Source organism: Leucobacter salsicius M1-8, assembly GCF_000350525.1.
Classification (GTDB): Bacteria; Actinomycetota; Actinomycetes; order Actinomycetales; family Microbacteriaceae; genus Leucobacter; species Leucobacter salsicius.
The window spans coordinates 16,188-39,403 of the sequence record NZ_AOCN01000003.1; the positions used below are offsets into that span (position 1 = coordinate 16,188).

At 64.7% G+C, this 23,216-nt stretch carries 22 protein-coding genes; 2 read left to right on the forward strand and 20 right to left on the reverse strand.

Annotated elements, in window-relative coordinates; translation table 11 throughout:
- Window positions 1-18: 18 nt before the first annotated feature.
- The 13 genes from C795_RS0100375 to prmC form a co-directional block, all read right to left on the reverse strand.
- Entirely contained in the window at window positions 19-816 is a 798-nt protein-coding gene (locus tag C795_RS0100375; protein ID WP_332248440.1) for a YaaA family protein, read from the reverse strand.
- Window positions 817-872: 56 nt separating this feature from the next.
- Window positions 873-1,133: a F0F1 ATP synthase subunit epsilon gene (locus C795_RS0100380; RefSeq protein WP_017791776.1), complete on the reverse strand. Its 261-nt coding sequence runs from the start codon at window positions 1,131-1,133 to the stop codon at window positions 873-875.
- 3 nt (window positions 1,134-1,136) lie between these two features.
- A complete protein-coding gene (gene atpD, locus C795_RS0100385; protein ID WP_017791777.1) occupies window positions 1,137-2,594 on the reverse strand; it encodes a F0F1 ATP synthase subunit beta in 1,458 nt (485 codons plus the stop codon).
- 23 nt (window positions 2,595-2,617) lie between these two features.
- On the reverse strand, window positions 2,618-3,508 hold the full coding sequence (locus C795_RS0100390) for a F0F1 ATP synthase subunit gamma (protein WP_017791778.1): 891 nt from the start codon (window positions 3,506-3,508) through the stop codon (window positions 2,618-2,620).
- Between the two features lie 76 nt (window positions 3,509-3,584).
- Window positions 3,585-5,210: a F0F1 ATP synthase subunit alpha gene (atpA, locus tag C795_RS0100395; protein WP_017791779.1), complete on the reverse strand. Its 1,626-nt coding sequence runs from the start codon at window positions 5,208-5,210 to the stop codon at window positions 3,585-3,587.
- Between the two features lie 54 nt (window positions 5,211-5,264).
- Window positions 5,265-6,041, reverse strand: coding sequence for a F0F1 ATP synthase subunit delta (locus tag C795_RS0100400; protein ID WP_017791780.1), 777 nt, complete (start codon window positions 6,039-6,041; stop codon window positions 5,265-5,267).
- Window positions 6,041-6,589, reverse strand: coding sequence for a F0F1 ATP synthase subunit B (locus tag C795_RS0100405; protein WP_017791781.1), 549 nt, complete (start codon window positions 6,587-6,589; stop codon window positions 6,041-6,043). Before C795_RS0100405 ends, C795_RS0100400 begins: the two co-directional genes overlap by 1 nt.
- A gap of 35 nt (window positions 6,590-6,624) precedes the next feature.
- Window positions 6,625-6,849 (reverse strand): ATP synthase F0 subunit C, encoded by a 225-nt coding sequence (gene atpE / locus C795_RS0100410; RefSeq protein ID WP_017791782.1) that lies wholly within the window; start codon window positions 6,847-6,849, stop codon window positions 6,625-6,627.
- A gap of 56 nt (window positions 6,850-6,905) precedes the next feature.
- The gene (gene atpB, locus C795_RS0100415; protein ID WP_017791783.1) at window positions 6,906-7,709 is read right to left on the reverse strand and encodes a F0F1 ATP synthase subunit A; all 804 of its coding nucleotides are present in this window, start codon (window positions 7,707-7,709) and stop codon (window positions 6,906-6,908) included.
- A 210-nt stretch (window positions 7,710-7,919) separates the two neighbouring features.
- Window positions 7,920-8,417 carry a hypothetical protein gene (locus tag C795_RS0100420; RefSeq protein ID WP_017791784.1) on the reverse strand — a complete coding sequence of 166 codons (498 nt, stop codon included), beginning with the start codon at window positions 8,415-8,417 and terminating at the stop codon, window positions 7,920-7,922.
- Window positions 8,414-9,574, reverse strand: a complete 1,161-nt coding sequence (locus C795_RS0100425) for an MraY family glycosyltransferase (protein WP_017791785.1) — start codon at window positions 9,572-9,574, stop codon at window positions 8,414-8,416. The genes C795_RS0100420 and C795_RS0100425 overlap by 4 nt, the downstream gene beginning before the upstream one ends.
- A gap of 1 nt (window position 9,575) precedes the next feature.
- Entirely contained in the window at window positions 9,576-10,241 is a 666-nt protein-coding gene (locus tag C795_RS0100430) for an L-threonylcarbamoyladenylate synthase (protein WP_017791786.1), read from the reverse strand.
- A gap of 11 nt (window positions 10,242-10,252) precedes the next feature.
- Window positions 10,253-11,188: a peptide chain release factor N(5)-glutamine methyltransferase gene (gene prmC, locus C795_RS0100435; RefSeq protein ID WP_017791787.1), complete on the reverse strand. Its 936-nt coding sequence runs from the start codon at window positions 11,186-11,188 to the stop codon at window positions 10,253-10,255.
- A 195-nt stretch (window positions 11,189-11,383) separates the two neighbouring features.
- Here prmC and cysK point away from each other — a divergent pair, with 195 nt between their 5' ends.
- Window positions 11,384-12,319 carry a cysteine synthase A gene (gene cysK / locus C795_RS0100440; protein ID WP_017791788.1) on the forward strand — a complete coding sequence of 312 codons (936 nt, stop codon included), beginning with the start codon at window positions 11,384-11,386 and terminating at the stop codon, window positions 12,317-12,319.
- A gap of 225 nt (window positions 12,320-12,544) precedes the next feature.
- Window positions 12,545-13,114: a serine O-acetyltransferase EpsC gene (gene epsC / locus C795_RS0100445; RefSeq protein ID WP_017791789.1), complete on the forward strand. Its 570-nt coding sequence runs from the start codon at window positions 12,545-12,547 to the stop codon at window positions 13,112-13,114.
- 54 nt (window positions 13,115-13,168) lie between these two features.
- On the opposite strand, the gene C795_RS16365 is transcribed toward epsC, so the two are convergent.
- The 7 genes from C795_RS16365 to C795_RS0100480 all read right to left on the reverse strand — a co-directional run bounded on the left by C795_RS16365 (window position 13,169) and on the right by C795_RS0100480 (window position 23,207).
- Entirely contained in the window at window positions 13,169-15,070 is a 1,902-nt protein-coding gene (locus tag C795_RS16365) for an HNH endonuclease signature motif containing protein (protein WP_017791790.1), read from the reverse strand.
- Window positions 15,071-15,378: 308 nt separating this feature from the next.
- Window positions 15,379-16,764 carry an MFS transporter gene (locus C795_RS0100455; RefSeq protein WP_026139330.1) on the reverse strand — a complete coding sequence of 462 codons (1,386 nt, stop codon included), beginning with the start codon at window positions 16,762-16,764 and terminating at the stop codon, window positions 15,379-15,381.
- Window positions 16,765-16,928: 164 nt separating this feature from the next.
- Window positions 16,929-17,516, reverse strand: a complete 588-nt coding sequence (locus C795_RS0100460; RefSeq protein WP_017791792.1) for a GNAT family N-acetyltransferase — start codon at window positions 17,514-17,516, stop codon at window positions 16,929-16,931.
- A 102-nt stretch (window positions 17,517-17,618) separates the two neighbouring features.
- Window positions 17,619-18,692 carry a peptide chain release factor 1 gene (gene prfA / locus C795_RS0100465; protein WP_017791793.1) on the reverse strand — a complete coding sequence of 358 codons (1,074 nt, stop codon included), beginning with the start codon at window positions 18,690-18,692 and terminating at the stop codon, window positions 17,619-17,621.
- Between the two features lie 48 nt (window positions 18,693-18,740).
- A complete protein-coding gene (locus C795_RS0100470; RefSeq protein WP_232225395.1) occupies window positions 18,741-20,702 on the reverse strand; it encodes a hypothetical protein in 1,962 nt (653 codons plus the stop codon).
- Window positions 20,703-20,889: 187 nt separating this feature from the next.
- Entirely contained in the window at window positions 20,890-21,879 is a 990-nt protein-coding gene (thrB, locus tag C795_RS0100475; protein WP_017791795.1) for a homoserine kinase, read from the reverse strand.
- The gene (locus tag C795_RS0100480; RefSeq protein ID WP_017791796.1) at window positions 21,876-23,207 is read right to left on the reverse strand and encodes a homoserine dehydrogenase; all 1,332 of its coding nucleotides are present in this window, start codon (window positions 23,205-23,207) and stop codon (window positions 21,876-21,878) included. Before C795_RS0100480 ends, thrB begins: the two co-directional genes overlap by 4 nt.
- Window positions 23,208-23,216 lie beyond the last annotated feature (9 nt).

A 23,216-nucleotide genomic window follows, 5' to 3' on the forward strand; every position in this document is an offset into this window, starting at 1 on the left:
TTCACATCGCAGCGATGATTACACCCGTGCCGAGGCCCCAATTTCGGTGACCAGGGTGAGAGTGCCGCCCTGGAACTCGAGTTCTAGCCCCTCGCTGCGCGCCCAGGAGATCAGGTCGTCGACGGAGAAAATTTCACGCCCCCTGAGCGCGAGGCGGCGCACGAGGTCGCCCTTGGCGGCCTTGTTGAAGTGGTTGAGTGCTCGGGTCTCGCCATCTGCACCGCGCTGCGCCACATGCAGCGCGTAGCCTTCTCCGTCCCGCAGCGGCGCGAGGGCGGCGTAGTCCTTGGAGCGGAGGTCGAGTGTGAATGTTCCGCACGGCGGGAGCACCGCGTGTGCCGCTCCCCAAACCCGCTTCAGCGGAGCGCCCAGGGCGGGCAACTTGGAGCTCGCCGAGAGCCGATAGGCCGGGATTGGGTCAAGTGCCCGTACACGGCCGAACAGGGCTGACTGAATCTGCACATGCGATCCGGCCCATACACGCCCGTCGAGCCCGAGCGTGCTCGAATCGAGCGCGTCGTAGAGCACCCCCGTATAGCGGTCGAGGGCAGCCATGACGCCGCTCTCCCCGAGATCTCGATTGCGCAGCAGCTCGCCACGGTTCTTCACGCCGAGCTTGAGCGACTTCACGGCCGCATCTTCGTCAGCGTTTGGAGCGCACAGCTCCTCGAGCGCCGCGCGTACCGTCGCGCGAGCCGCTTCGAGTTCGCCCTGCGCAAACAGCAGTGAATCATCGAGAGACCCAAACCCGCCTTCGCGTTTGGTTTCAGAGGGCGGCAGCAGGATCTGCATGGGGGCCTTTCGGTAGGGTGTCAAGCAAAAAGACCGGCCGCACACACGGGGTGTACGGCCGGCCTTCGAGAGAGGAAAAGCTACGCGACCAGCGTGGCCTTGCCAGCGACGATCGTGACGGCGTCGTGGTCTACCGAGAGGAAGCCCCCCTCGGCGTCAACGACAACCTTCTCGCCGTTCGCAGTGGTGACCCGCACCTCGCCCTGCGCAAGCAGCGCGAGCATGGGCTGGTGACCGCTGAGGATGCCGATCTCGCCCTCGACCGTCCGAGCGACGACCTGGGAGGCAGAGCCCGTCCAGACCTCGCGGTCGGCCGAGACGACATTCACGTTGAGGGCCATGACTTACGCCAGGTCCTTCTGCATCTGAGCCCACTTCTCTTCGACGTCGTTGATACCACCGACGTTGAAGAATGCCTGCTCTGCGACGTGATCGAACTCGCCCTTGGCGATAGCGTCGAACGACTCGATGGTCTCCTTGAGCGGAACCGTCGAACCCTCAACACCGGTGAACTTCTTCGCCATGTAGGTGTTCTGCGAGAGGAACTGCTGGATACGGCGCGCGCGCGATACCGTGATCTTGTCGTCCTCGGAGAGCTCATCGACACCGAGGATGGCGATGATCTCCTGCAGCTCCTTGTTCTTCTGAAGGATCTGCTTGACCGTGGTGGCCACGCGGTAGTGATCGTCACCCAAGTAGCGGGGATCCATGATGCGCGACGACGAGGTCAGCGGATCGATAGCCGGGTACAGACCCTTCGATGCGATTTCACGCGAAAGCTCGGTGGTCGCATCGAGGTGGGCGAAGGTGGTTGCCGGCGCCGGGTCGGTGTAGTCATCGGCGGGCACGTAGATCGCCTGCAGCGAGGTGATCGAGTGACCACGCGTCGAGGTGATGCGCTCCTGAAGGATACCCATCTCGTCCGCGAGGTTGGGCTGGTAGCCCACGGCCGAAGGCATACGACCGAGAAGGGTCGAAACCTCGGAGCCTGCCTGCGTGAAGCGGAAGATGTTGTCAATGAAGAGGAGCACGTCCTGCTTCTGAACATCACGGAAGTACTCAGCCATCGTCAGAGCCGACAGCGCAACGCGCAGACGCGTCCCGGGGGGCTCATCCATCTGGCCGAACACGAGAGCGGTCTTGTCGAAGACGCCAGCCTCATCCATTTCGTGGATCAGGTCGTTGCCCTCACGGGTACGCTCGCCGACACCGGCGAACACCGAGACGCCACCGTGGTCCTGAGCCACACGCTGGATCATCTCCTGGATGAGGACGGTCTTGCCGACGCCTGCACCACCGAAGAGACCAATCTTGCCGCCCTGTACGTAGGGGGTCAGAAGGTCAATCGACTTGATGCCGGTCTCGAAGAGCTCAGTCTTCGACTCGAGCTGATCGAAGGCGGGAGGCGTGCGGTGGATACCCCAACGCTCGGTGACCTCGATCGTCTCGCCCTCGGCGAGGTTGAGCACGTTACCGGCAACGTCGAAGACCTTGCCCTTGGTGATGTCGCCCACGGGAACCGTGATCGACGAGCCCGTGTCGATGACTTCCTGGCCACGGACGAGGCCGTCCGTGGGCTTCAGTGCGATGGCGCGGACGAGGCTGTCGCCCAGGTGCTGAGCAACCTCGAGCACGAGGGTGAACGGCTCTGCGCCCTCGCCGAGCGTTACCTGGGTCTCAAGCGCGTTGTACACGCCAGGGATCGCGTCGTGCGGGAACTCGATGTCGACAACGGGGCCGGTTACTCGAGCGATCCGCCCGACAACCTTGGCCTCATTCGCCGCTACGGCGGTTTCGGTCATGATTCTCTCTCTTCGTACTTCGACTAGTTGGACAGCGCGTCAGCGCCGCCCACAATCTCGGAAATCTGCTGGGTGATCTCGGCCTGGCGAGCGTTGTTCGCGAGGCGGGTGTAGTCGCGAATCAGCGTGTCGGCGTTATCACTTGCCGACTTCATCGCCTTCTGCGTTGCTGCGTGCTTAGCCGCGGCCGATGCGAGCAGCGCATTGAAAATGCGCGACTCGATGTAGGCCGGCAGCAGCTGCTCGAGCACCGCATCTGCCTCGGGTTCGAACTCGTACAGCGGCTCGGGCTCTGAGGTGGCCTCGGCCACACCTTCAACTACCTCGAGGGGCAGCAGGCGGTGTACCTCGGGAACCTGGCTCACCATGCTGACGAGACGGTTGAACACGAGGTGGATTTCCTGTGCACCGCCCTCGTCTGCCGAACGACCAAAGACCTCGAGCACGGCATCGGCAATTTCCTTCGCCGTGTCGTAGCTGGGGTTCTCGGTGTCGCCCATCCAGATCCGCTCGGCCGAGCGCTGGCGGAAGGAGAAGTATCCCTGCGCCTTGCGGCCGACCAGGTAGTACACAACTTCCTTGCCCTCGGAGCGAAGCAGCTCAGTGAGTTGCTCTGCTTCCCGGAGCACCTGCGAGTTGAAGGCGCCCGCGAGACCGCGGTCAGAGGTGAAGATCACCACCGCTGCGCGGGTGACCTTGTCGGCCTCCATGAGCAGCGGGTGGTCGTTTTTCGAGTGCGTCGCCACGGCCGAAACGGCGCGGGTGATCGCGTTGGCGTACGGCGTGGATGCTTCGACCCGAGCCTTGGCCTTCTGGATGCGAGAGGCTGCGATCAGCTCCATCGCACGGGTGATCTTCTTGGTCGTCTGGGCAGACTTAATCTTCTGCCGGTAGACCCGAAGTTGCGCTCCCATGTCTCTCCTGTGGTTGGTCGGTGCTGGCTGGTGGTGGTGGTGCGGTGGGGGCTCTCGCCCCCACCGCGACACATCACTACTTCTTTACGACCAGCTGCTCCTGCTTGATCTCTGCCTCGTCGAGCGAGCCGAACTGCTCGTTCAGTGCCAGTCCCGCACGGGTGCGGAACTCGCTCTTGAACTTCTCGATCTGAGTCGTGAGCTCGGCGACGGTAGCGTCGTCGAGGACGTTCGTCTCGCGCAGCGTGTTGAGCGCCTGCGAGTTGCGACCGAGGTAGTCAAGGAACTCGCGCTCAAAGCGGAGGATATCCTCAACCGGAACCTCATCCATGTAGCCCTTGGTGCCAGCCCAGATCGAAACGGTCTGGTCCTCGACGGGGTACGGCGAGTACTGGCCCTGCTTCAGGAGCTCGGTGAGGCGTGCGCCACGCTCGAGCTGCTTGCGGCTGGATGCGTCGAGATCCGAAGCGAACATCGCGAATGCCTCGAGCGCGCGGTACTGAGCGAGCTCCAGCTTCAACGTGCCCGAAACCTTCTTGATCGACTTCACCTGAGCGTCGCCACCCACACGCGAGACCGAGATACCTACGTCGACCGCGGGGCGCTGGTTAGCGTTGAAGAGGTCTGACTGGAGGAAGATCTGGCCGTCGGTGATCGAGATCACGTTCGTGGGGATGTACGCGGAGACGTCGTTTGCCTTGGTCTCGATGATGGGCAGGCCCGTCATCGAACCCGCGCCGAGCTCGTCGGACAGCTTTGCACAACGCTCCAGGAGGCGCGAGTGCAAGTAGAAGACGTCGCCCGGGTAAGCCTCGCGGCCCGGCGGACGGCGCAGCAGCAGCGACACAGCACGGTAGGCCTCAGCCTGCTTCGAGAGATCATCAAAAATGATGAGTACGTGGCGGCCGTCGTACATCCAGTGCTGGCCAATGGCCGAGCCGGTGTACGGGGCGAGGTACTTGAAGCCTGCGGGATCCGATGCAGGCGATGCCACGATGGTGGTGTACTCCATCGCGCCGGCTTCCTCGAGCGCGCCCTTTACCGAAGCAATGGTCGAGCCCTTCTGGCCGATTGCGACGTAGATGCAACGCACCTGCTTGGTCTTGTCACCCGAAGCCCAGTTGGCCTTCTGGTTGATGATCGTATCGATCGCAAGAGCCGTCTTGCCGGTCTGGCGGTCACCAATGATCAGCTGACGCTGACCACGGCCGACGGGGATCATCGCGTCGATTGCCTTGATACCGGTCTGCAGCGGTTCGTGAACCGACTTACGCTGCATAACGCCGGGTGCCTGGAGCTCGAGCGCACGACGGCCCTCGAGACCGGTGATCTCGCCGAGACCATCGATGGGCGCGCCCAGCGGGTTTACCACGCGGCCGAGGTAGCCCTCGCCTACGGGTACGGAGAGAACCTCTCCGGTGCGGGTGACCTGCTGGCCCTCCTCGATGCCGGTGAATTCACCGAGCACGACGACGCCGATGGCGTCCTCATCGAGGTTCTGAGCCAGGCCGAGCGTGCCGTCCGCGAAGCGGATGAGCTCGTTGGCCATAACGCCGGGGAGACCCGCGACGTGTGCGATGCCGTCAGCGGCGTCGATAACCGTTCCGACCTCGGTCTTATCTGCCTGGGCCGGCTCGTACGACGCTGCAAAGTCATTCAGCGCGCTACGAATCTCGTCCGGGCTGATTGAGAGTTCTGCCATTTCGTTTCCTCTGTCTGATCCGGAAGCGCCGCCCCCGGGGTGAAAAGTTGTGCCCTAAGCGGCGAGCTGCGTACGCAGGTCGGCCAACCGGGAACGGATGCTGCCGTCGATCACGTCGTCTGCAATCTGGACGCGGATTCCGCCGATGACTGCGGGATCGATCACGGTGGTGACCTTCACAGTGCGACCCGCAGTGCGCTCAAGAACGCTTGCGAGTCGAGCCTGCTGCGCCGCGGTGAGCGGGGCAGCAACGGTGACGGTGGCGAGCTCGAACCCCACCTGATCTGCGCAGGTGCGCGCTGCGTTACGCAGGGCTGCCTCCAGGCGCTGACCACGGGGGTACGACGCAAGCTGGTTCACGACGGCGATTGCCGAGGCGGAGACCTTGTCGGTGAGGAGGCGCTCGAGGAGTGCCACCTTACCTTCGGCCGGTACCAGCTTGCTGCCGAGGGTGAGCTGCAGTTCGTGATTGCGTGCTACCAGATCGGCTACTGAGAGAAGCTCATCAGAAAGGCCGGGCTGAGCGATTCCCTCTGCCCGAAGGCCGAGTTCCTCTACACCAGCAACGAGCTCTTCTGAGCTTGACCAGCGGCCAGCGACCGCAGCGGTGAGGACCGCACGCGCGTCATCGGAGAGCGCGCCGAAGAGCCGTGCAACCACGGTGTTCTTCGCCTCGGCCGCAGCGGAGGAATCTCCGAGCGCGGATGCGAGCGCGGGGTTACCGGCGATAACGCCTGCAACCTCGAGCAGCTCGACACCGACGGTCGTGGCCAGGCCATCCCGCAGAGCGGAACGGGCCTGCGCAAGTGCTTCGCGTGACGCGCTACCCATTACTTGGCCGCCTTCTCGGATGCCTCGAGTTCAGCAAGGAAACGGTCGACGAGTGCCGACGCCTTCTGATCGTCGTTGAGGCTTTCGCCCACGACGCTCGAAGCGAGATCAATAGCGAGCGAGCCGACGTCCTTGCGGAGCGAGACAACAGCGCTCTGGCGCTCAGCCTCGATCTGCGCCTGGGCAGTCTGCGTAATGCGAGCCTGCTCAGCGGTTGCATCTTCCTTGGCCTTCGAGACAATCTTTGCGCCGTCTGCACGTGCAGCGTCGCGGATCTCTCCGGCTTCCTGGCGGGCGCTTGCGAGCTGGGCGGTGTACTCCTGAAGAGCAGCCTCCGCCTTAGCCTGAGCCTCATCTGCCTTAGCGATGTTGCCCTCGATCGCCTCTGCGCGGGCGTCGAGCATGACCTGAACCTTCGGAAGGAAAACCTTCCAGAAGGCGACAAGGATGATGATGAAAGCTACCGCGGACCAGACAATATCGTACGTTGCGGGGAGCAGCGGGTTACGGGCCGAGCTCTCTGCAACGAACAGCGATGCGGGGTTCATCGTGCCTCCCTTTCGAGACTAGGGAAAGAGGGTCTTTAAACGAAGATGAAGTAGGTGGCAACACCGATGAGCGCGAGCATCTCAGTGAAGGCGATGCCGATCCACATCATGCCCTGGAGCTTGCCGGCGAGCTCGGGCTGGCGAGCGGTGCTTTCGATGGTCTTGCCAACAACGATGGCAACGCCGATGGCGGGGCCGATAGCTGCGAGGCCGTAGCCCACGGTTGCAATGTTGCCCGAGATTTCAGCGAGAACAGACACGTTATGTGTTTCCTTCCGTATGTGAGCGCGGCGGTTGCCGACGCCCGTTGGGGTTCTTAGTGCTCTTCAGCCAGCGCGAGCTGGATGTAAAGCGCGGTAAGCAATGTGAAGACGTAAGCCTGAAGACCGGCAACGAACAGCTCGAAGAGCGTGAACGCGAGGCTGAACACGAAGGTGCCAGCGCCGAGAGCCGGGAATGCTCCACCGGCTTCCATGATGAAGAAGTTCGTGGCTGCAAAGAGCAGCACAAGGATCATGTGACCCACGAGCATGTTCATCAGGAGTCGCAGCGCAAGGGTAACCGGGCGCATAACGAAGGTGGAAAGGAACTCGACGGGTGTGACGAGAAGGTACATGACCTTCGGCACGCCTGCCGGGAAGAGTGAGTTCTTCAGGAACTTGCCGGGGTGCTTCCTCAAACCCGCGTAAATGAACGCGATGTATGCGACGACCGCCATGAAGATGGGGAAGCCAACAACCGACGATGCGGCGATGTTGAAGAAGGGCACCACTGCGGTGAAGTTGAACGCAAAGATCAAGAAGAACATCGTCATCAGCAGAGGAGCGAAACGACGCCCCTCCTTTGCGCCGAGTTGTTCTTCAATGACGTTCTTGCGAACGAAATCGAGCGCGAACTCAAGGACACCCTGCGCACGGTTCGGAACAACCTTGAGGTTGCGAGTACCGAGCCAGAACAGCAGCAGCAAGAGAGCCACCATGATCAAACGAATGATCATGATGCGGTTCATCTCGAACGGCGTGCCCTCAAAGAGCACCGCTGCAGGGAAAAAGTCATCGAGAGTGGGGCCGTGAAAGCCACCCGTTTCGGTACCGAAAAGTCCGGGGGCAACGAGGTGCATAGCGTTAGGGAACAGCGCCATTCTCCTGTATTCGGGGTGCGGATGAAGCCGCACGGCTTCGAACGATGGACGTGCCCCCAGCACGTTTTATGCGCACGTCAAGTGACGCCCGGCAGGGACATACGTAAGTCTAACAATACTCTCGCTGTCAGCGAAACCGAACGGTCAAATTAGTTTGACGCCAGATGTTTGGTTTTCGCCGCGCAAGGATTACTCTGGATAGTTTGCGATCGGAATGCGACCGCGCGCGAAAACGATGGCGTTCGCGGTAAGCGAGACCACCACTCCAACAATGACGCCAATGAACATCATGGTCGAGTTCAGCCAGGGCTGATCCTTCAGTAGCAGTGCTGCCGCGAAGAAGACCACGATCTTCAGCAGCCACGCACCCATAACGATGCTGAAAAAGATCTGAAGAAACGCCGGGCTCGACGAGAAACGGTTTGCGAACGCAATGCTTCCCGCCGTGAGCGTAAGGAAGAGGCCCGCGATGCCGGCTCCGATCGCGCCACCCACCACACCCGTCATACCCGAGACCAGCCAACCGATTCCGGCAAAGACCAGCACCAGCAGCACTGACACGATGACACCCCACTTCACTGCGCGCAGCAATAGGGGCTGGGAAGTCGGCATCATGCTGTCGGCGGCGTCAGCGGTTGCGTCGCCTGCAGGTCCGTCGGCGTTTGGCCTCGGATCTTGTTCGGTCACTCAGGGGTCCTCTCGTTGGGCACACGTGAACTCAACGGTAGCAAGCTTCGGGTAGCGATAGCTGTACGCACCCGTGCGAGCGGAAACAGGAGCACGAGCACACACACGGTGCCGCCCACGAACAGCACCAGGAGCGGTACAAGGTAGTCCTGCATCGTAAATACGAGCAACGCGGCTACGGACACCACCGCGGTGCCGAGGTAGAAGATCACGACCGCTTGCACCGGCGAGTGGCCCATATTGAGGAGGCGGTGGTGCAGATGTTGCCGGTCGGCAGTAAAGGGGCTCTGGCCTGCGCGCAACCGACGCACGACCGCAAGCGTGAAGTCGGCGAGCGGGAGCGCGAACACCGCGACCGGCAAGATGATCGGAATGTAGCTCGCGATCACCAGTTTCTGGTCGAGGGCTGCGGGATTGAGTTTGCCCGTGACCGACATCGTGCTCGCGGCCATGAGCAGACCCACGAGCAATGCCCCGGTATCCCCCATGAACATCTTGGCGCGGTGCCAGTTATAGGGCAGAAAGCCGATGCACACCGCCACCACGATGCACGCGATAAAGCCAGCGAGCGTCACCGCATCAATCTGCCCAATGCGGTCGTGCAGCAGGAAGGTGTAGATAAAGAACACGGAGTTAGAGATGATGGCGACGCCGGCGACGAGCCCGTCGAGGCCGTCCACAAAGTTGATGGCGTTCATCACGAGAGTCATCAGAAAGACGGTCAGCGCGAAGTTCAGCACTGCCGAGCCGACGACGAGCGTGTTACCGAACGGCAACGATACGATCTGCAATCCGTTCCAGGCGAGCAGTCCGGTCGCCACGAACTGGGCGCCGAGCTTGATCATCCAGTCGAGGTCGAGCAGGTCGTCAAGAATGCCCACGCCCGCAATGATCACGCAGGCCCCGGCGAGCGCCCACATCTCGGTGCTCTCGGTGTAGAGCGGCCGAAACTCGGGCAGCAGGGCACCCGTCATGAAGGCCGCGATCAGTCCCACGAACATGGCGACCCCGCCGAGCCGAGGGGTGGGCGTGTCGTGCACGTCGCGGGCACGCACTTCGGGGGCCAGGTTAAAGCGTCGGCTCAAGCGCAGCATGACGTAGGAGGCGACCGCGGTGACCACGGCCGCAACCGCCACGACAATGAAGTACGAGAGCACGTCAGTCCTCGATCGTCACCTGCGGGAGCGCTTCAGCCAGCGCCTCCCGAGTCACGCCCCCCTGACGCAATATACGAAGAGTGCCACCCTCCTCGGTGAGCCCGGTGGCGTCAATAATGGTCGAGGCCGAGGGGTGATCCGGAGCCTCGCCGTACTCAAGATAGACCGTGATCGACTCGCCGAGCATGGCTTCGGCGGCTTCGGCGGTGCGCGCCGCAGGCTCGCCCGTCGCGTTCGCCGAGGACACGGCGAGCGGGCCGGTTTCCTGCAGCAGCTCGAGGGCGAGGGGATGATTCGGGATGCGGAGCGCGACCGTGCCGCCCGTCTCGCCGAGGTCCCAGCTGAGGGCTGCGTTGGCACGCGTCACGATGGTGAGCGCACCGGGCCAAAAGGTCTCGGCGAGGGTGCGCAGCGGCGTAGTGACCTCGGCCGCGAGGGCATCGAGCGTCGCGACGTTGGGGATCAGCACGGGGGGCGGTGACTGGCGCGTACGACCCTTGGCGTCGAGCAGGCGCTGCACCGCCTCGGGCGTGAAAGCGTCGGCTGCGACACCGTAAACGGTGTCCGTGGGGATCACTGCCAGCTGCCCGCTACCGATCGCGCGCCTCGCGGCGCGCATCGCAGATAGGAGCTGAGTGGTGTCGCTGCAATCGTAGACCTCTGCCATAGCGCCCCAGCTTACTCCGGTTCGGCTGCGGATCGGGCCGTGGTGGCCCGTTCGCGCCCCGTGAGATCGGGGTGTGTGCGCGCGGCGTGCCAGCCATCGCGCTCGAGTAGGCGCCGGATCGCGGCCCCCTGTTGCTCGGTGTGCTCGAGCACGAGGAGCCCGCCGGGAGCCAGAAGATGGAGCCCGACGCGGCTCAGAACCCGGATCAGGTCGAGACCGTCGTCGCCGCTGTAGAGGGCGAGCTCGGGGTCGTGATCGCGCACCTCGGGGTCAACGGGCACCGCGGCCGACGGAATATAGGGCGGGTTTGAGGCCAGCACGGCGACCTTGCCCGCGAGTGGTGCAATCACACTTTGGACGGCATTCCCGCCGTCGAGCTGCGCCGCTTTGAGGGCCGGTGCGTCGAGATCCGTCACGTCGCCAAGCAGCAGCGTGACGCGGTCATCGCCCCACGTGGCGACGTTGAGGCCGGCCCAGGCGTGCGCATCGGGACTCTTCTCAACAGCCCAGACGCGGGCCTCTGGCACCTCATTCGCCATCGCGAGGGCGATGGCCCCGCTCCCCGTGCAGAGATCGAGCGCAATGGGATCCGGGACAGTGTTCAGTTCGTCGATCGCGAGCTGCGCGATCATTTCGGTCTCGGGCCGTGGCACGAAGACGCCCGGCCCGACCCGCAGCTCAAGCTGACGAAACGGGGCCCGACCGGTGAGGTGCTGCAGCGGGACCCGGCTGGCGCGATCTTCCCCCAGCGCCAGCAAGCGGCTAGCATCGGCGGGATCCAGGGCGCGTCCCATGATCGCGAGGGCCTGCACGCGGCCGCGGGACTCGCCGAGGACGTGGCCGGCGAGCAGTTCAGCGTCGGCTTCGGGGGTGGCGATGCCGACGGCCTGAAACGCTTCGCTGAGTTGGGCGAGCAGGTGCTGCAACGAGAGGGGGTCTTGAGCCATGTCACCACTTTCCCACACTCGCGGTGCGCGGCTCCTGCGCGACCACTTTGCATGTTCCGTGCATATTCCGCGCACTCCCTGCTCCCCCTCTGCGCGCGGGCGTAACACTGTGACACGTCGCATAACCTTCTATAACCGCTCCGATAAGGTGGGGCTATAGTAGGCGAGGTTCAACAATTGCAGGAGGATGCCCCCATGGCTCGGATTTACGACAACATCACGCAGGCTTTTGGCAAGACGCCCCTCGTGCGCCTCAACCGCGTTACCGAGGGCGCGGGTGCCGAGGTGTACGCCAAGCTGGAGTTCTACAACCCGGCGGGTTCGGTCAAGGACCGCATCGGCATCGCGATCATTGACGCGGCCGAAGAGTCGGGGGCACTGAAGCCCGGCGGCACGATCGTCGAGGGCACGAGCGGCAACACCGGTATCGCGCTGGCATTCGTTGGCGCGGCGCGTGGATACCGCGTCGTGCTCGTGATGCCCGAGACCATGAGCATCGAGCGTCGCAAGCTCCTCAAGGCGTACGGCGCGGAGATTGTGCTGACGCCCGGGGCTACCGGCATGCGCGGCGCAGTCGACAAGGCGCAGGAGATTGTTGACGAGACCCCCGGTGCGATTCTTGCGAACCAGTTTGGCAACGCCGCGAACCCGGCCGTGCATTACGCAACGACCGGCCCCGAGATCTGGGCCGACACCGACGGCAGCGTTGACATCTTTGTGGCGGGTATTGGCACCGGCGGCACGCTGACGGGCTCGGGCCGGTACCTGAAGGAGCAGAACTCCGAGGTGCGGGTCGTGGCAGTTGAGCCGAAGGACTCCCCCATCCTCACGGGCGGCCAGGCTGGCCCGCACAAGATTCAGGGCCTCGGCGCCAACTTTGTGCCCGAGGTGCTTGATACCGAGCTCTACGACGAGGTCATCGACGTGGAACTGGAAGACTCGCTGCGCCTCGCGCGCGAGCTCGCGACGAAGGAAGGCATCCTCGTTGGTATCTCGGGCGGTGCCGCTGTTGCTGCCGCGCTCGAGGTCGCTCGCCGTCCCGAGAACGCTGGCAAGAAGATCGTCACCGTCATTCCGGATTCGGGCGAGCGTTACTTCTCGACGCTCCTGTTCGCAGACCTCGAGGTCTAAGCTGGCGGGCGGCGTCGCGAGCAGCGCTTAGCCGCTGCCCACACGCAGCATCCAACGCGCCGTGTTTCGCACGCCGCATCTAACACGCCGCATCGCGGGGGTCGGGCATATTCTGCCGGGCCCCCGCGTTGGCATGATCGAGAAGGGTTTGGGCGACCCGATTCGATCCCGAATGGAATCGGTTTCTGTCCGATCAGCCCTACCCGAGAAGTGAAGCGAGGCAGAGTGAGCATCTTGTCGAGGATCCGTGAGGATGTGCGGTCGGCACGCGACCATGACCCGGCGGCCCGGGGATCGCTCGAAGTGTTCTTTATCTACTCGGGCCTGCATGCCGTGTGGTGGCATCGCATTGCACACGCGCTGTGGCGGCGGGGCGCACGGTTCGTGCCGCGCGCGATTTCGCAGGCCGCCCGCTTCTTTACTGGCATTGAGATCCACCCCGGGGCGACCATTGGCCGCCGCCTGTTTATCGACCACGGCATGGGCGTCGTCATCGGCGAGACCGCCGTCGTCGGCGATGACGTGCTGATCTATCACGGGGTCACGCTGGGTGGCACCGGGCACGGCCGAGGCAAGCGGCACCCGACCCTCGGGGATCGCGTTGTTGTCGGTGCGGGCGCCCAGCTGTTGGGAGCAATTGAGCTGGGCCACGATAGCGCTGTCGGATCGAACGCGGTCGTGGTGCGCTCGGCTCCCCCGTGGACGACGCTTACCGGTATCCCGGCGCAGGCCCGCCCCCGACGCGGGGCGCCTCGGGCCGAGCAGCCCGACATGGCGGATTTCTACATCATCTAGCCAGGTTCTGGGGCACTCACTTAGGCAACAAGCCATTCCAAGCGGCGAATCGCGCTACGGCAGCGTGGTGAAATCGGGAAGGCTGTCGACATCAAGCCCCGGAGGAGAGCCCGGACCAGGGCCGGGACCAAAACCCAAGCCGAATCTGCTGAGATGCTCGCTAGAGCCCGCGCCCGAAGTACCCCTCGACTCGTCCGAGCTTCCTACGCGGTCTGCTTGGACGTTCGTTTTGGTGCGGTACCGGCGCTCGGGCCGATCGACATAGTTGTCCCCGGTGGGGCTGGTCCAGGTCAGTATCCCGTCGGCGTCCTGAGTTACGCTCCACCGGAGCTCGGGCTTCAGATCGGGATACTTGAGGAGATGATGCTTGGGACAGAGGTGCGCAAGGTTGCCGATCGTGGTGGACCCGCCCTGCGCCCACTCAATGGTGTGGTCGATTTCACAACTTGAGGTCGAAACGCTGCATCCGGGGAACCGACAACGGCCGTCCCGGGCGATCAGGATCCGCCGCATGGCCTCGGTAGGTTGCCGCCGGTCTGTAGTGAGTACGGCTCCATCCGCTTCAACGATGGTGTGGTCCCAACCCGGCGCGACGGCCGCGAACTGGCGAGCCGTGATCGTATCGATGGGACCGTAGCCGTCGAGCGTCGCGGTGCCGCCGCTAGGGATCGTAATCGATATCGAGGCCTGAATTCCGGACGCCACCTGGCTCGTAGTCGTGGGCAATGCTGAGGTCGATGTCTTCGGTATGTGCTGGGAACCTGGCCCGCGTGGGCCCGCTGCTCCCATCGGGCTTTCACCGCCGGCGCGATTAGCCTCGCCCGGTATGCCGTGGTTGCCATCGTTGCCTCGGTTGATTGCCGTGACTGTGGCATCTGTGGCACCCGTGGCACCTGTGGCACCAGTGGCACCAGCGTTGTTAGTGTCATCGGCACCATTGGCACTCCCCGTGCTGTCGGTGCTGCTAGCGATGCTGAGGATGCCGCCCCTGCCGGGCCCGGCGGTATCGCCCAGGGTGCCCGTCAGGAGGATCTCTGCGAACGCATCGGCGCGGAGCGTGTCGAGGCTCCAGACTGCTTCGGCGTCCCGGAGCCGCTGGGCCTCGGCGCGTGCCACCTGTTGCGCCGCCGCTGAAAGTCGCGCATAGTTTGCCGGGAGCTTCGTGCGTGGATTCAGCTCGTCCGGCTCCAACGCCGACGCCGGAACCGGCGTCGGCCTAGCCTGGCGCCGCGCGGTCGCATCTTGGGTGGCGCGCAGCTTCACTGACTTCGCGATCCGGTCGATGCGACTCTTCGCGGCATACGCCAACACCGCCGGCAGGATCGCGCCCAGCTCAGCCATGCCGTCGGGGAGATTCTTCACCCAGACCGTGCGCGCCGCTGCCGCGTCGTAGTGCCGCTCGTCCACCGAACGCGGTTGCAGCGACTCCGCGGTGGCCCGCGCCTGCTTCACAAGCCGACCCGGAGTCGTTTCGACAGCCTGCGCCAGGCACGTCGCTTCGTATTGCGCCCGCTGTTCGGGCGTCAATGCGGCCGCCTCATTCACGATCACCCGCACGTGCGGCAGCGATACTCGCCCGTCGGCAAGCGCGGTAAACGTATCGGGAAACAGGTAACACAGGGCGTGCGCGCTGCCCATCAGTGTGAGCACCGTGCGATCGCTCAGCCCGGCGGGAACCGCGCACGCTGTCGCGACCGACCGCAGCATCACGGCGGTCTCTTGTGGCCCGCGCTCGCACTCGAGCACCGCCTCCTGCAGCTCGGCCAGCACTGCCATCTGACGGGACTGGGCTTGGGCGAGCGCTCTCGTTGCCTCGACGAACTCGTCGCGGAGTCGCGCGACCCGGTCGAGGTCGAGCTTGGTATCGACGGGAGCGCCGAACCGAACGCGAGAGCGCTTCGGACCGGACGGTTCGTCGCCGTCGCGCCCTGCGCTACTTCCGTGTATCGCGTCCATGTTTCGAGTAGACACCATGTCACCGACATTGCCCGCGAGGTCGCCGCACGCACGCCGGACTCCGAGCCAGAATCGGCGCCAAGAGAGGCAGAAACAGGACGGATCCCCGACCAGAACCGCACGAGAATCAACAAATCTGGCGTAAATTCGCCATTCTCGAGTGCCCGAATTCTTCTCGGTAGTCCACAGTGAATCCGCGAAACGTTAGGTGAGGACCCTACAAAACAGACCCAGAATACGCCCAAACCGGCCCCGTTCAGGCCACAATCCGGCCCCAATCCGGCTCAGCAGCCCCACCCCAACCCGATTTACCGCAGCCTGCGCCCGTGCTCCGCCATCCAGCGCTTCGTGCGACGGGTCTCCACAAAGATCATCGTGAGCCCCAGGATCCACAGCGGAACCTGCACGGCGAAGGCCCACTTAAAGGCGTGGAGCGAATAGTCCTCGGGTGATCCGGCACCCTGCACATCGAGCACCAGGCCGATAAACAGGATCGCGAGCAGCGTCGCGACAAAGCCGCCCGTATTCACGAGCCCGGTAGCAAACCCAGCGAAGCTCTGAGGCGAGTGCGATCGCAGCACCTCAAACGAGATCATCGAGGCCGGCCCGCCCAACGGCATCACCAGAATGAGCGTGATGAGGAGCCACATCGGCGGAGTTCCCGGCCAGAGAAACACGGTGATCCAGACGCTTGCGATCGCGATTGTGATCGCAACGTTGATCCACACGCGGCGCTCCACGAAGCGCGAGCTCACCGGTCCCAGCACTAGGCCAGCAAACATCGACGACAGTACCGTGATGCTGAGGAGGCCACCGGCCTCGGCGGGGCTGAGACCGATGCCGCCGGTCAGAAACGGGGTGCCCCAGAGCAGCAGAAACACGTTTGCCGCGAACGGAGAGGTGAAGTGCACCCAGAACGCGAGCCTGATCCCCGGGACCCGCAGCATGCGACGGGCGCGCCCGAAAAAGCCGAAGCCGGGGCGCGAGGCCACCACCGGAATCATGGCGGTTGCCGGGGGCGCGATCGATGATGTCACGGCCTCAGGCTCCCCCGCCAGAGAACGAGCATTGAGGGTGAGTTTGCCCCGTCTGCCGGTCATCCGCTCAATCAGAGTCGGAGTGCCCGGCCGATCGCGCAGCACGGCCGCCCCCACGATCGTTACAACGAGTCCGACCGCCGCGAGGCCCAGGAAACCGTTGGTCCAACCGGCGACCCCCACCAGCAGCGCGAGCGGCGTCACTGAGACCAGCTGCCCGGACTGCCCAATGAGCCCCGTCAGCTGGCTCACCGTGGGCAGCTGACGCACCGCAAACCACTCGGGCAGCAGCCGCATCACGCTAATAAAAGTGCAGGCATCTCCCGCCCCCACCAGCACGCGCGCCAAAATCGCGAGCCACACATCGGCCACGGTCGCCATCGCGACCTGACCGATAATCATGAGCACAGCGCCACCCAGCACCATGGCGGTCGTACCCACCCGATCGAGCATGAGACCGACCGGAATCTGCAGCGCCGCATACACAATCAACTGGATGACGGGAAACGCAGCGAGCGTCGTCGCATCGATTCCGAAGTGCTCTTGGGTAGCGGGTCCGAGCGATGCGAGCGAGGATCGGTTGATTACGGCCACGGCGTAGGCGATCGCGGCGACGCTCCACACGACCCATGGCAGTAGAGGTCGGGCGGTTCGCATGTCCCTACCCTATCGCCGCTGCACGGCAGCTAGAGTGCACTACCTGTCGCCTATCTGGGCTCTGTGCCGCTGACTCTGCCCTGGCTCTCAACCAGAATGCCGCACGAGCCATACGACGTCTGCAAACTACTGCTCCGGATCAAGTTCCCGCCCCGCCCTAACTTCTATGCAACCGCATTACGATCGGGCAGCGGCGGTCCCGCCGGAAAGTCGCGCCTCGTCAGATCCATAAACATGGCGTCCTCGAGCGCCCCGCCGGGGCGCACCTGGTAGTCGCGCAGCACACCGATGCGCTGAAATCCGAGCCGCTCATAGCTGCGAATTGCGCCCTCGTTGAAGACGTTTGGGTCGAGCGTGATGCGGGTGACCCCCTCCGCAAACTCCTGCGCTGTCGCGAGAGCGATCGCTTCCTCACCAATGCGGCGGCCGCGAAACCCGGTGCCGATAAAGATGTGCATGACGGTCGTCGGGTACTCGGGGTCGTCGCCGCGGTAGACAAACAGCGCACCAGCGCAGCGTCCCTCGACCTCGATGATCTGCGCGACATTGCCGCACACAATGATCTCCTCATGCACCCGCTCTGGCGTGTAACCGACCCACCACAGCGCCACCTCTGGCTCGTGAAGAATCTCGAGCAGCGGTCCCGCATCCGCCGCGACCGGGGGCCGCAGTGTGACGAGCGGGCCAGATACCCGGGCGCGATCCGGAGCTACAGCGGCGGGCATTGAGTCTTCGTGCATCATTGCGGTCATGCGTACAGAATACGCGTAAGGTCAGACACTCACGCACGCACAAAGCCCCGAGTCTCACGCGATGCGTGGGACTCGGGGCTCAGAACGGCACCGCCGAGTGGACTACTCGCCGAGGTTCGCCAGGCGGTCTTCCTCGTCCATGCGAATGCAGGACTCGATGACGGCGTCGAGCGCGCCGTTCATCACGTGATCAAGGTTGTACGCCTTGTATCCCGTGCGGTGATCGGCAATGCGGTTTTCGGGGAAGTTGTACGTGCGAATGCGCTCGGAACGATCCATGGTCCGGATCTGGCTCGAGCGGTGCGCGCTGGCCTCGGCCGCGGCTTCCTCCTGCATGCGCGCGAGCAGGCGCGCGCGCAGTACGCGCATACCCGCATCGCGGTTCTGCAGCTGGCTCTTCTCGTTCTGCATCGCCACCACAATGCCCGTGGGGATGTGGGTGATGCGCACCGCGGAGTCGGTCGTGTTGACCGACTGGCCGCCGGGGCCGCTCGAACGGTAGACGTCGATCTTCAGATCGTTCTGCGCGATCTCGACCTCTTCGGGTTCATCTGCCTCGGGGTAGACGAGCACGCCCGTTGTCGAGGTGTGGATGCGACCCTGCGACTCGGTGACGGGCACGCGCTGCACGCGGTGCACGCCACCCTCGTACTTGAGGTGCGCCCAAGCGCCCTGCGAAGGGTCGGTCGCCTTGGTCTTGATGGCGACCTGCACGTTCTTGTACCCACCAAGATCGCTCTCGTCCTTCTCGAGGATCTCGGTCTTCCATCCCTTGGACTCTGCGTAGTGCATGTACATGCGCAGCAGATCGGCGCCGAAGAGCGCCGACTCAGCGCCGCCCTCACCGCCCTTGATCTCCAGGATGACATCGCGCGCATCGTCGGGGTCGCGCGGGATCAGGAGACGGCGAACCTTCTCCTGAGCCTCGGCGAGGCCAGCCTCGAGATCTGGGATCTCTTCGGCAAACGCCTCGTCCTCTTTCGCGAGCTCGCGCGCCGCCTCGAGGTCTTCACCTTGGTGCTGCCACTGTTCGTAGGCGACCTTGATCTTGTTGAGCTCGGCGTAACGGCGGTTCACCTTCTTCGCGCGTGCCGCGTCGGCATGCAGCGCGGGGTCGGCAAGCGTCTCTTGCAACGCCGCGTGCTCCTTGAGCAGCGTCTCGACCTGTTCAAACATGTTTCCTCCGGGAATTAGTGTCGTGTCGTGACCGTGAGCGCGTGGGCGCTAGGCCGCGGAGGTGGTCTGGAGCGCTGCCGCGCCGCGCGTGTGCGAACGCTCGGCGTCCACGGTCACCTTGGCGGGTGAGGTGGCAGCAAAGCGGATCTCGCAGTTTGCGACGGGACGCAGTTCACGCAGCAGCTGCTTGTCTGCCGCGACACCGGTCTTCGAAGCGGCGGTAGCGAGAACGGTCAGCGAACCGGCGTTCTCGGCGTTGCGGGCGGCGCCCAGCACGCGGCGCACCTGCGTGACGGCGAACTCGTCAATGACACCGTGTGCGGGGCGAGCCGATACGGGCTGAGCCTGCGCGTATGCACGGGCCAGGTCACCGACCGAGTCGATGAGCACGACCACGTCGTGGCCGAGCTCGGCCAGGCGGCGGGCCCGGTCGATGCCCAGCTCGGCAACGGTGGCCTGATCCTCTGCGGGGCGCTCGAACGAGGCTGCGACAACTTCACCGTTCACCGTGCGGGTGAGGTAGGTGATGTCCTCGGGCTGCGCGTTCGAGAGCAGCAGCATCAGGTGTGCGTCGGGGGCGTTGGCGCTGACCGCTGCTGCGAGCTGGCTGAGTACCTCGACGCCGCGAGCGGGCTTCGGAACCACGAGCAGTCCACGCTGGCCGAAGCCAATGGGAGCTGCTGAGTCGATTTCGCGGCCGATGCCTGCGCCGGTCGCAAGCTTGAGCTGACGCTCGGGGTAGACCGCCGGGAGCTCAGCGAACTCGACGCGCGTCTCATTTTCCTCGAGCGTGCGACCGTTGATCGAGTCAACCTTCACGATGGCGTTGTACTTCTGGCGCCCGGCCTGATCGCCCTCGCGGGGCTGGCGGATGGCACCGACGACTGCGTCGCCGCGCTTCATGCCGTACTTCTTGACCTGGCCGAGCGATACGTACACGTCACTGGTGCCGGGCAGGTAGCCGCTCGTGCGCACAAACGCGTAGTTGTCGAGCACGTCGAGAATGCCCGCGATGGGCAGCAATACATCGTCCTCAGAGATCTCGGGCTCGAGATCATCGCCCTGCCCACGACGCTTGCGGTCGCGCTGGCGGGTGCGGCTCGAACGGGTCTCGCCGTTCTTGTCGCCTTGCTTGTTCGAATCGGGGCCGTTCTGGCTTTCGCCGTTCTTCTGGCCGCGCTGATTCTTCTGGTTCTGGGTCTTCGCGTCATCCGACTCCGACTCAGTCTGCGGTGCATCGGTGGCCTCAGCCGCGTCCTGCTTCTGACCGCGACGGCCACGCGTACGACCGCGTGCCGGCCGATCGGCGTCGCCCTGAGTAGCATCGGCCTGAGCCGCGTCGCCCTTCGCATCGTCGGTGCTGGCAGCGTCGCTTTTCACCGAGTCTTCGGTGGGCTGAGCTTCTGCTGCCTGAGCAGCATCGTTCTGGGTCGCTGCCTGGTCGCCCGAGGCCTGAGCTTCCTCGGCCTCGGCGGGCTTTGTGGCCTTCGTGACGCGGGCGCGACGGGTGCGCTTAGCGGGCTCCTCGGCGGGAGCGGCCTGCTCTGCAGGTGCCGGATCAACAGCCGGTGCCGCAGCGATTGCGTCTCCTGCAGCCGACTCTGCGGGGGCAGCGTCATCCGCCGGAGCCTCGACAGCCTTCTTACGACTGCGCGTAGCGCGCTTCTTCGGAGCCTCAGCGGGCACCTCCGCGTCTGCAGCTACGTCAGCGGCGGCCTCAGCAGCGGGGGCCTCGGGTGCCTCTACCTGCTCGGTCGGTGCCTCGACGACCTTCTTGCGGCTGCGCGTAACGCGCTTCTTGGGAGCCTCGGCAGCGGCCTCGGCGGCGGCGGCCTCCACAGCTGCTGCTGCGGGGGCCTCCACCGTTACGGGCGCTACGGCCTCGCCGGCCGGTGCGGTGACGCGGCGCGATGCGCGCTTGCGCACCGGCTTCTCAGCTGCCGGGGCAGCCGCGTCGGTGTTTGAGCCAGCAACTGCGCCAGCCTGAGTTTCGATTACGTTGTCTTCCACGGTGTTTTCCTCCACAGTGTTTTCCTATCGGAATGTCGCGGGGGAAAGTGCTACGCACGTTACCCTCCCGCGAACTCGCACAGATTGTGCTTCGGGATCGCCGGGCAAAAGCCTCAGCAAGGGAACGATCCACACTTCCACAGCGGCAAAGACACCGTGCGCCGAATCAGACGATGACGACGGAGCGCTACTGGGAAACTCGCGATGAAACCGCGGGGATCGGCTCCACTGTAGCACCCTTCGTATCGACTGCGAGGGTCAAAACTCGCCAATCCGGGTGCTTCTCAGCCACCAGATCGGCCGCCGCCATGCGCTCCTGAGGCCCGTTCGACAGCACGAGCACCGACGGCCCCGCGCCCGAAACGACGGCGGAGTGGCCTGCGTCACGCAGCTCCGCAATCAGGTCGCGCGTGCCCGGCATCGCCGCACCGCGGTAGTTCTGATGCAGCCGATCCTCGGTTGCTTCAAACAGCAGATCGGGGCTCTGCGTGAGCGCCGCAATCAGCAGCGCCGAACGGGAAACATTGAACACGGCGTCCTCGTGCGGCACCTGCTGCGGCTGCAGACTGCGTGCCAGCTCCGTGGACATCGTGAAGCTCGGAACAAGCACGAGCGGCGCCACGCCACGATCCACCATCAGTTTCTTGAACTTAGGACCCTCGGGCGTGGTCCACGCGATCGTAAGACCCCCGAACAGTGCGGGGGCCACGTTGTCGGGGTGGCCTTCGAGCTCCGTCGCGAACGCGAGCAGCTGGGCGTCGGTAAGCGTCACGGGCGACTCAGGGTCACTCTCGAGCAGCCCCGCTGCAATCATCACACCGGCAACGATCGCAGAGCCCGATGAGCCCATGCCGCGCCCGTGCGGGATCCGGTTGTGCGCGTCGAGCTCAAGCCCGGGCAGGTCACGGCCCAGGCGCTTGTACACGTGGGCAGCTGAGCGCACCACGAGGTTCGTGGCGTCGGTGGGCACTTCGCCCTCGCCTACGCCCGTCACGTGCACGAAGGCGCCCGGCTCGTAGCGGGTGACCGCGACGAGCTCGTCACCGTACGCGAGCGCGATGCCGAGCGTGTCGAATCCAGGGCCCAGGTTGGCGCTGGTTGCGGGGACCCGCACTCGCACCGCACGCTGGCCGGCGGCGGGCGATCCGGAGCTTGCAGCTACCGCTGCCGCGCTCACGCGTTGCCCTCGAGACGCAGGACGCTGGTAACCTCGTGCACCAGGTCGGTAGCGCGCAGCGCATCGACCATGGCAGCGAGGTCGGCCTCGCGAGCGACGTGGGTTCCGATCACGAGCGATGCGCGATCGGGCGCGCCGTCGGCAATGTTCTGCTCGACGCTGGCGGCCGAGACACCGTGCTCGGCGAGGATGCCGGCGATGCGGGCGAGCACACCGGGCTGGTCGCGCACCTCGAGCATCACCTGGTAGGCCGTGTTGACCGCGCCAACGGGCAGCAGGGGCAGGTCGGCGTGCAGCGAACCCGCGATGCCGGGGCCACCAACGACGTGGCGGCGAGCCGCCGAGACGAGGTCGCCCAGCACTGCCGAGGCGGTCTCTGCGCCGCCAGCGCCCGCGCCATAGAACATGAGCTCGCCTGCGGCAACGGCCTCGACGAAGACGGCGTTCTTGCCGCCGTAAACCGCAGCGAGCGGGTGGTCGCGGCGAATCAGGGCCGGGTACACGCGGGCCGAAACACCCTCGGTACCGTCGGCCGTGGTGATGCGCTCGGCGATCGCGAGGAGCTTGATGACGAATCCGGCGTTCTTCGCGGTCTCGATCTGCTCGAGCGTGATGTTCGCGATGCCTTCGCGGTATACCGCGTCGACGGGAACCACGGTGTGGAAGGCGATCGAGGCGAGGATGGTCGCCTTCTGCGCGGCGTCGTAGCCCTCGACGTCAAGTGTCGGGTCGGCCTCGAGGTAGCCCAGCTCGCTTGCCACGCGCATGGCGTCTTCGGCGCTGTCGCCAAAACGGTCCATGCGGTCGAGGATGTAGTTTGTTGAACCGTTGACGATGCCCATCACGCGCGTGATGTGGTCGCCCGCGAGGCTCTCGCGCAGCGGGCGCAGGATTGGGATCGCCGCGGCGACCGCTGCCTCGTACGACAGCTGCGCACCAACCTGCTCCGCGGCCTCAGCAAGCTCGGGGCCGTGCGCCGCGATGAGCGCCTTGTTGGCGGTCACGACGTCGGCGCCGCCCTGCAGCGCCTGCAGGATCAGCGTCTTGGCAGGCTCAATGCCACCCATCAGCTCGATCACGATATCGGCACCCTGCACGAGACGCTCGGCGTCGCTCGTAAAAAGCTCCTGGGGCAGGTCGACGTCGCGCTTCGCGTTCACGTCGCGAACGGCGATGCCGGCGAGGGTCAGGCGTGCGCCGATGCGCGCGGCGAGCTCGTCGCCGTGCTCGAGGATAAGCCTGGCGGTCTGGGCGCCCACCGAGCCGCAGCCCAGCAGGGCGACACGTAGGTCACGATATTCGTTCACTTCACTGTCTCCGATCGTCATGTGTTGCGC

Coding starts and splice junctions, on each gene's coding strand:
- atpB (WP_017791783.1), bottom strand. CDS start 7,709: ATGCACCTCGTTGCCCCCGGACTTTTCGGTACCGAAACGGGTGGCTTT.
- prmC (WP_017791787.1), bottom strand. CDS start 11,188: ATGGCTCAAGACCCCCTCTCGTTGCAGCACCTGCTCGCCCAACTCAGC.
- cysK (WP_017791788.1), top strand. CDS start 11,384: ATGGCTCGGATTTACGACAACATCACGCAGGCTTTTGGCAAGACGCCC.
- C795_RS0100400 (WP_017791780.1), bottom strand. CDS start 6,041: ATGGGTAGCGCGTCACGCGAAGCACTTGCGCAGGCCCGTTCCGCTCTG.
- C795_RS0100455 (WP_026139330.1), bottom strand. CDS start 16,764: ATGCGAACCGCCCGACCTCTACTGCCATGGGTCGTGTGGAGCGTCGCC.
- C795_RS0100460 (WP_017791792.1), bottom strand. CDS start 17,516: ATGACCGCAATGATGCACGAAGACTCAATGCCCGCCGCTGTAGCTCCG.
- C795_RS0100405 (WP_017791781.1), bottom strand. CDS start 6,589: ATGAACCCCGCATCGCTGTTCGTTGCAGAGAGCTCGGCCCGTAACCCG.
- prfA (WP_017791793.1), bottom strand. CDS start 18,692: ATGTTTGAACAGGTCGAGACGCTGCTCAAGGAGCACGCGGCGTTGCAA.
- C795_RS0100430 (WP_017791786.1), bottom strand. CDS start 10,241: ATGGCAGAGGTCTACGATTGCAGCGACACCACTCAGCTCCTATCTGCG.
- atpA (WP_017791779.1), bottom strand. CDS start 5,210: ATGGCAGAACTCTCAATCAGCCCGGACGAGATTCGTAGCGCGCTGAAT.
- C795_RS0100390 (WP_017791778.1), bottom strand. CDS start 3,508: ATGGGAGCGCAACTTCGGGTCTACCGGCAGAAGATTAAGTCTGCCCAG.
- C795_RS0100480 (WP_017791796.1), bottom strand. CDS start 23,207: ATGACGATCGGAGACAGTGAAGTGAACGAATATCGTGACCTACGTGTC.
- C795_RS16365 (WP_017791790.1), bottom strand. CDS start 15,070: ATGGACGCGATACACGGAAGTAGCGCAGGGCGCGACGGCGACGAACCG.
- C795_RS0100380 (WP_017791776.1), bottom strand. CDS start 1,133: ATGGCCCTCAACGTGAATGTCGTCTCGGCCGACCGCGAGGTCTGGACG.
- atpD (WP_017791777.1), bottom strand. CDS start 2,594: ATGACCGAAACCGCCGTAGCGGCGAATGAGGCCAAGGTTGTCGGGCGG.